This window comes from Pseudomonas sp. 37 R 15, from assembly GCF_900004865.1.
In the GTDB taxonomy this organism is placed as follows: Bacteria; Pseudomonadota; Gammaproteobacteria; order Pseudomonadales; family Pseudomonadaceae; genus Aquipseudomonas; species Aquipseudomonas fluorescens_AM.
Genome location: NZ_CVTV01000050.1, coordinates 46,336 through 53,642 on the forward strand (window position 1 = coordinate 46,336; position 7,307 = coordinate 53,642).

A 7,307-nucleotide genomic window follows, 5' to 3' on the forward strand; every position below is an offset into this window, starting at 1 on the left:
CTGCGTTCGGCCAGCGTGGTTTAACGGGGCGCCTGAGATCAAAAGCAGATCAAGATCAAGATCAAGGGCGACTCGCTTCGCATCGTGGTTACCGTCGACCGCTACAGAGTCGTGTAGATACCTATGCCCATCGGGGGCAAGCCCCCTCCCACACTTGACTGTGTTCACAAATCAAAATGTGGGGGGAGCCCGATAGACTCACCTCGGTCTCAAGCTGTCGCCGCCGCAGCCGGCACCTCCACCGCACTCAACCCCTCCTTCATCCGCTTGGCATCACGCACAAAACTGCGCGAAGCCTGGAACAGAAACAGCATGGTCAGAAACAACGCCACCGGAATCAGGTACATGGCGTCATGCAACCCCACCGCCTTATAAGCCTCGGTCATCTGCTCCGCCCCCGCCGCGTACATCGCCGCATGGGCAAAGTGATCAGACAGCCCGCCCACCACGATCGGCCCCATCCCCCCACCCAGCAGATACAGCCCGGCAAAGAACAACGCCATCGCCGTGGCCCGCAGGCGCGGTTCAACCACGTCCTGGATCGCGGTGTACACGCAGGTATAGAAGTTGTACGCAAACAGCCAGCCCACGCTGAACAGCAGGACGAACACCCCGATCTCGATACGCCCGGCATGCAGTGCCCAGGCGGTGGTGACCGTGGAGATGATCAGGCTGCACGCGGCGAACAGCAGCCGGCCATTGGCGACCCGCTGGTGGATCTTGTCGGCAATCCAGCCGCCCAGGGTCAGGCCCACCAGACCGGTCAGGCCGACGATCACACCGGTGGCCACCGCCGCCTCCTGCAAAGGCATCAGGAAGTAACGTTGCAGCATCGGCACCAGGAATGAATTGCACGCATAGGTAGCGAAGTTGAAGCACAGTCCGGCCAGCACCAGCCACAGGAAAGTCGGCACCGCCAGTACACGGCGGATCGGGCGGTCGACGCGCGCCTGGGACACTTGCACCGATTCGGCAGCGCCGCGTTTGGGCTCTTTGATGTAGAACATGAACACCGCGAGGATCAGCCCCGGCACGGCAGCAATAAAGAACGGCGCACGCCAGCTGTCGAACGCCTTGACCATCGCGCCGATGGTGAAAAATGCCAGCAACAAGCCCAGCGGCAGGCCGAGCATGAAGATCCCCATGGCGCGTGCGCGGCGGTGGGCGGGAAACAGATCGCCGATCAACGAATTGGCGGCGGGGGCATAGCTGGCTTCCCCGATGCCAATGCCCATGCGCACCAACAGGAAGCTCCAGAAACTGCCAACCAGGCCATTGATCGCCGTCAGCCCGCTCCAGGCAAACAGGCCCCAGCCCATCAGTTTGCTGCGCGAACCCGTGTCGGCCAGGCGCCCCAGCGGCAGCCCGGCGATGGCATAAACGATGGTGAAAGAGGTACCGATGATGCCGAGCTGGAAGTCGCTCAGATGCCACTCCATGCGGATCGGCTCGATGATGATCGCGGGAATGGTGCGGTCGAAGAAGTTGAACAGGTTGGCGAGGAACAGCAGGAACAGAATGCGCCAGGCATTCGCCGCTTGGGTCGAGTTCTGCATGGGTCCGTCTCTTTATTGTTATGAGAGCTGCGATGCCCACTGCATCCTGCTCAGGTTGCTGCAACATAGTCAGGCTGGCGGCGCTTGTCTGTAATGATTCGTAAAGCTGATAGGGCGTGATATCCCCGAAACTACGGGATTTTCCCTACGAAAATATATATAGGCGCCCCCCTTCCCAACGGCCATGACCCGGATAGAATGGCGAGCCTTCCCGCAGTCCCCCCTTACCTACCCTAATCGATGACGCCCATGTCCGAAGCCAGTCCGTGTCTGAGTTGCGGTGCCTGCTGTTCACACTTCCGTGTGTCTTTCTTCTGGGGCGAATGCGCCTCATCGGGCGGTACGGTGCCCGATGACCTGGTGGTGCAGATCAACCCCACCCGCGTGGCGATGATCGGAACCGACCAGAAGCCCGCACGCTGCTGCAGCCTCGAGGGCGAAGTGGGTAAAGGCACGCGTTGTTCCATCTATGAACAGCGCTCAAGCCCCTGCCGCGAATTCGACGCCTCGTGGAGCCAGGGCGTGCAAAACGTCGATTGCGATGCCGCCCGTGCCGCCTTCGGTCTGGCGCCCCTCCAGGAGCGACCTTTCGAACTGGATCTGCCCATCAGCGCTTAGCATCAAACGCGATGGGCGGCATGCAAAAAGAATTGAATCAAAGTGCCATTATTCATGGCAAATCCCGCGAGGCTTCTATACTCGATCTCATAGGTCATCGCCTCAGGCGGTGACGCGACGCTATGACGGGACTCGCTATGGAATGGCTGGGGTTGCACTTTTTCACCGACCTCCCAGACAACGGGCACTTATTACTCAATTGCAGTCATAATCCCTTTCTGGTGCTACTGGCTTACCTGGTCGCCTGTGCGGCGGGCTTCGGCACGCTGGACATGGCCGAACGCGTCGGTCATGTGGAAGACCCCACCGCCCGCCGCCGCTGGCGTTGGTTGGGCGCGGGCTGCCTGGCGGGCGGTATCTGGTCGACGCATTTCATCAGCATGCTGGCATTCCAGGCGCCTATCGCCATTCATTACGAACTGCTCATGACCTTCGTCTCGCTGGTCATCGCGCTGATCGCTTCGCTGTTCGCCATGCAAACCCTCAGTCACGCGCACCTGCGCTTGCACCAGTACGTGCTGGCCTCGGTGTGGATGGGACTGGGCATCGCCCTGATGCACTACGTCGGCATGTCGTCCATGCGCTCCCAGGCGCAGGTGTACTTCGAATCCGGGCTGTTCATGGCGTCGGTGGCGATTGCCATCGGCGCGAGCCTCGCGGCGTTGTTGCTGTCGAGCTACCTGCGCAACGGTGCCGGCGTGTTTCACCAATTGCTCAAATACGCCGCCAGCCTGGTGCTGGGCGCCGGCATTCTGAGCATGCATTTCACCGGCATGGCGGCCATGCAAATGCTGGTCCCCAATGGCGTGAATCTGTCACTGCCGGTGGATAACAACCCCATGCAACTGGGCCTGTCGGTGGCGGTGATTACCTTGCTGGTGATCGGCAGCAGCGTCAGTGCGGCCCTGGCGGACAAAAAACTGCAACACAAGGAGCGCGACCTGCGCCGGGTCAATGCGCTGCTCAGCGAACTGGACCAGGCCCGTGCCTCGTTGCAGCAGGTCGCCCATTACGACGCGCTGACCAGCTTGCTCAACCGACGGGGCTTCAATCAGATCTTTGCGGAAAAGGTCGCTGAAAAAACGGCTTCCAACGGCATGATGGCGTTGATCTTCCTCGACATTGACCATTTCAAACGTATCAACGACAGCCTTGGGCACGATGCCGGCGATCAATTGCTCACCGTGCTGGCCAGCCATATCAAAAGCTCGGTGCGCAGCCATGCCGACGTGGTCGCGCGTTTCGGCGGGGATGAGTTCTGCATCCTGATCACTATTCATCACCGCGACGAAGCCCGGCGCCTGGCCCAGCGCATCATGCAGCAGATGAAAGAACCCATCGAACTGGCGGGCCGGCGTATGGTGATGACCACCAGCATCGGCATCAGCCTTTTCCCGGATGACGGCCAAACGTGCGAAGAGCTGCTGAAAACCGCTGACCTGGCGCTATATCAATCCAAGGACGCCGGGCGCAATAACCTGAACTTCTTCAGTTCCAACCTTAAAACCCGCGCATTCCTGGAACTGCAACTGGAAGAAGAACTGCGCGCCGCCTTGCGTGCACGCAACGAACTGGTGCTGTTTTATCAACCGATCTTCGACATCAAGCTCGGCAAAGTCACGCGCCTGGAGGCCCTGGTGCGCTGGCAGCACCCCCAACATGGGCTGCTGACCCCGGACCGGTTTATCGGCATCGCCGAGAACAACGGCTTGATCGCCGAACTGGATCACTGGGTATTGCGCCAGGCGTGCCATGATTTGAGCCTGCTGTCTGACCGGGGCTACACCGAGTTGACCATGTCCGTGAACTGCTCGGCCCTGAACCTGGCACGGGACGAACTGGCCGATGAAATCGAAGCCGCCCTGCGCTTCGCCGGCGTGGCGGCCAACCGCCTGGAACTGGAAGTCACCGAGAATGCGCTGATGGGCAACATCAGCAGCACCCTGGCGCTGCTGCGGCAAATCCGTGCCTTGGGTGTCTCCCTGGCGATCGACGATTTCGGTACCGGTTATTCGTCCCTGGCCTATCTCAAGCGCCTGCCGATCAACACCTTGAAGATCGACCGCTCCTTTATCCAGGACATTCCCAAGTCCACCGCAGACAGCGAGATCGTCCAGGCGGTTATCGGCATGGCTCATATCCTGCACTTGCAGGTGGTGACCGAAGGGGTGGAAACCCAGGCGCAGTTCGAGCTATTGCTCAAGCACGATTGTGACTTTATGCAGGGCTACCTGCTTAGCCCGGCGGTGCCCTTCAATGACGTCATCGGCGTGATCCAGGGCATCGCAATGCGCAACCCGCTTTACCCGTCCAGCATGGAGGGCAACAGAGACGCCCCACCGTCAAAAGACCCTGCCCCGGCGCGTATCGGCCAGCCGTCTATCGTCAGGCCGATTCGCTGAGGCGCCGCCAGTGCGTCTCATGGAACCATAGCCACACCGGCAAGACGGCCTGATTCAGCGGGCCTATCGGATAATTTTAAAGATAAATACCTGGGCCTGTTGCGGCGCACGAGCACTACGCTGAATGCCCCCTACCAGGTTTATCAGTTTATTGGCTTGCACCGCAGAGCGGACGAGTCCAGTGCTGGTCATTAACGAGGGGTTATAGAGTTGAAAGCTGTTTGTCCTGACGAACGTCTCGCTGACATTGACGCAATGCAGGCAATACAACGTAACGTCGCCTGCCCGCTGAAAGAACAATCGGGTGGAAGACGACAATGACTCTACTAAATCAACACGAGCCACATGCCTCATCGCCTCGACCATCAGCGGCCTTAGCGTAGCAGGTCCTGGGCGGGTGATCGCGTGGTGAAGATGTGGGTGAAGGGCATTGAATGAGAAATCCAAGCGCCCAAAAGCGCCCGATCGCACATCCTCGGTCACTCGACCGATGTTGTACCTGGGATTTGCTCCTGCGACCGAACCACGGTACTCCATCATTGATATAGGATCGTTTGACCGGAACGCCCCTGTGCGCCATTCGCGCAAAAAATTCATATTTGAATAACTAATAGAGGCGAACTCTGTAAACATCGCCCTGACAAGCTGCACCTGACTCCCGGGCGTCAGTTCAGGGAAAATATCGGCAGCATAACTCACCAGGCTTTTCTCGAACGACATCAGATTAGAAACATGCCAGGTCGACGTAGCGCGATTATACGTAGCCAGCCTGGGCTGCTCGGCGGGATTATGGCGCAACATGAGTTCGAAGCTATCAAAGGTGTTGTAGGCGCTGTCAGGATTGCGCACATAAAACGGCGGCGTCAACGTGATCTCACTCTTATCAGTGAGCCTGTAGTAAGCACCCTCTACCTTGATAAAGTTGCCCTCTTGGTGCCGCCACCAAGTGCCAGGAACATTCTTATACCGGTATATTGAAGGGTGGCCAGGATGAACTTCCAATACTGCGGAATTAATGACTTTACCCCAGGTTTTCCAATGATTGCTCTGGATGACACTTGCGCGAACGGGGGTCACGGCAACAGGGGCTGCACCTGCTATCTGGTCAATACCCTGCATCCGCAGTCGGGCCTGATCAAGAGGCACTATAAGATACTGATGAAACTCGCTTGGAATCTCTCTTAAAAACGCCTGTTGCAGAGGGGCCTGACTATCCCACAGTCGCCTCGAGAAACGAAGCTCCCAGGCTCTTTCAGCGCCCGCAGGAAACTGAAACGAATCCAGCACTCTCCCCGCCGCCTGCGGCCCCAGATCAGGATACAAACGCATCAAGTCATCCCGCGCCATTCTAGAGTGAACGCCACCTTTCAACCCTATTTCAGGGGAACGGATGACCCACTCGTTTGGATTAGCCCCTACAAAACCGGACACCAACTCCCCGTTAAATTGATGCTGCCGCCAAGCGCCTGAACTCCCTCGGTGAGCGATATTTCAAGGCGCTGTGTGGATGCTGCTCGTTGTAATGCTCGAAGGCAATTGCCAGGTTACGCAGCGCCGTTTCTCTATCTGGTTTGGGCATATGCGCCACGTAGTCACGCTTGATAGTCTTTACGAAGCTCTCGGCCATGCCGTTGCTTTGCGGGCTACGCACCGGTGTCGTTACCGGTTGCAAACCGATCTGCCGGGCAAATGCGCGCGTCTGTTCAGCGGTGTATGCCGAACCGTTGTCGCTTAACCACTGCACTGGCGTAGTCGGCAGTTGGTCACCAAAACGCTTCTCTACGCTTTCCAGCATCAAGTCGCGGATATCATCGCCACTGTACCCGGTCGGGCTCGCGACCCAGCCGATGGCTTCACGGTCACAGCAGTCCAGGGCGAAGGTCACGCTCAGTTTGGCGCCATCCTCGCATCGGAACTCAAAGCCGTCCGAGCACCAACGCGTATCGCTGGTTTTCACGGCAATACGGCCTTCGTGCCGACGCGGCACGCCGGGCTGTTTGATCCGGCGCTCAAGCAGCAGGTTGTGATCACGCATGACCCGGTAAACCCGCTTTACATTGATCGCAGGGAGTCGTTGCTTTTCTCGTGCACGGCGCAGTAATCCCCAGACGCGACGGTAGCCATAGCTGGGCAGCTCGCTGACCTGTTGCTGAATTTCGACTACCAACTCAGCGTCATTCACAGGCCTGCTTCGCCGTACTCTGGGCGATAGCGATTGCTTGATCCGAACCGTTAATTGCGAGCGCGCCACACCGAGACATTTGCTGACCAGCTTCACTGGTCGTCCCCCGGCAACAAGGGTGAGTGCGCAATCCATTTTCGCGACCGGGCGATCTCTACGGCCTCTTTTAGAACTTCGGCTTCCATCGTCTTCTTGCCCAGCATCCGCTGCAATTCGCGGATCTGCTTGAGCGCATCGGTCAGTTCCGACGCCGGTACAACGGCTTCGCCAGCACTGACCGCCGACAAGCTTCCGTCCTGGTAAAGCTTGCGCCACAGGAACAGCTGGTTGGCGTTGATGCCGTTGCGTCGGGCCACTACGGACACGCTTTGTCCCGGTTCAAGGCTCTCGCGAACCATTGCCAGTTTCTGGTCGGTGCTCCAGCGACGCCGGCGCTCCTGGCCGAGCAATTCGCCACCCTTATTATTGCTGTTAGTCATAAACATACCCGTTTGCCTATCCCTTATCTTAAGGGGGGAACGGTGTCCTGTCTTTCATGGGGCTCGTTCA

Annotated in this window: 5 protein-coding genes; 2 read left to right on the plus strand and 3 right to left on the minus strand. The window is 58.5% G+C overall.

Annotated features, from left to right (window positions below; translation table 11 throughout):
• Positions 1-209: 209 nt before the first annotated feature.
• Positions 210-1,556: a spinster family MFS transporter gene (locus tag BFQ04_RS18365; protein WP_065952025.1), complete on the minus strand. Its 1,347-nt coding sequence runs from the start codon at positions 1,554-1,556 to the stop codon at positions 210-212.
• A gap of 249 nt (positions 1,557-1,805) precedes the next feature.
• Here BFQ04_RS18365 and BFQ04_RS18370 point away from each other — a divergent pair, with 249 nt between their 5' ends.
• Together BFQ04_RS18370 and BFQ04_RS18375 are read left to right on the plus strand one after the other, a co-directional pair.
• The gene (locus BFQ04_RS18370; protein WP_065952026.1) at positions 1,806-2,174 is read left to right on the plus strand and encodes a YkgJ family cysteine cluster protein; all 369 of its coding nucleotides are present in this window, start codon (positions 1,806-1,808) and stop codon (positions 2,172-2,174) included.
• Positions 2,175-2,311: 137 nt separating this feature from the next.
• On the plus strand, positions 2,312-4,576 hold the full coding sequence (locus BFQ04_RS18375) for a putative bifunctional diguanylate cyclase/phosphodiesterase (RefSeq protein WP_065952027.1): 2,265 nt from the start codon (positions 2,312-2,314) through the stop codon (positions 4,574-4,576).
• Between the two features lie 63 nt (positions 4,577-4,639).
• Here the strand turns inward: BFQ04_RS18375 and BFQ04_RS18380 are convergent, their stop codons facing one another.
• The gene (locus tag BFQ04_RS18380) at positions 4,640-5,905 is read right to left on the minus strand and encodes a hypothetical protein (RefSeq protein WP_139111941.1); all 1,266 of its coding nucleotides are present in this window, start codon (positions 5,903-5,905) and stop codon (positions 4,640-4,642) included.
• A 112-nt stretch (positions 5,906-6,017) separates the two neighbouring features.
• A protein-coding gene (locus BFQ04_RS28715) for an IS3 family transposase (protein ID WP_371914492.1) occupies positions 6,018-7,237 on the minus strand; the annotation gives its coding sequence in 2 pieces (ribosomal slippage) (positions 6,018-6,892 and positions 6,892-7,237; 1,221 coding nt in all).
• Positions 7,238-7,307: the final 70 nt, after the last annotated feature.